Genomic DNA, 710 nt, shown 5'->3' on the forward strand with positions numbered 1-710 from the left:
CTATCGGCTGAAACAGAAACGAAAGGCCGGGGTTATAGCGGAAGCTAATCCTGAGTAAACAAGGTGGATCAATATTAAACCGTTGGTGGTGACGGTAAGTGGATCACTTTTTACCCGTTGTTGACAGAGGCGGGACATTACTCTCACTTACTTAAAAAAAGTGGGGTGAAAATTATTTATTGTGCAGAGCACTTCTCTGAAGCTCAGCCTGAAATGTTCACACTGGGCCTAGCACTTTCAAGACATGGTGCAGCCAGTTTTAGCAGAAACCAGTCAGAGAAAGTGTTTCTGGGCCAGGTGAATCTCATAAAAAGAGGATATCATCAGGGCGGTCTACCAGGTTATGGACTGCGCCGCTTACTGATTGATGAAAATCATGATGAAAAGGGACAGCTTACATTCGGCCAGCGTAAAAGTATCCAGACAGATCGGGTCATATTGACACCGGGACCACAGGAAGAGATCGACATTGTTAACCATATATTCGATATGTTTAATGACGAAGGTAAACCAGAACTGGTCATTGCATCAGAATTAAATCGCAAACAGATCCTGGCAGAAAATGGAAGTACATGGAGCAGAGCTGTCAATACCGATCGAATTGTGACCCACCCTGCCAAAGTAAAACGGACCCACCCCTGATCGTGGTTACTCAGAAACTTCGGCTTGCGCCTGTTTCTTAAGTTGGCCACTTTTTAATTTGTCCTTCA

1 protein-coding gene is annotated in these 710 nt (G+C 44.6%); it reads left to right on the forward strand.

Annotated features, from left to right (window positions below):
• The first annotated feature begins 165 nt into the window (after positions 1-165).
• Positions 166-642 (forward strand): recombinase family protein, encoded by a 477-nt coding sequence (locus tag M6G53_RS24945; RefSeq protein WP_253335237.1) that lies wholly within the window; start codon positions 166-168, stop codon positions 640-642.
• The last annotated feature ends 68 nt before the right edge of the window (positions 643-710 follow it).

Origin of the sequence: Serratia nevei, from assembly GCF_024160145.1 — a bacterium.
Classification (GTDB): domain Bacteria; phylum Pseudomonadota; class Gammaproteobacteria; order Enterobacterales; family Enterobacteriaceae; genus Serratia; species Serratia nevei_A.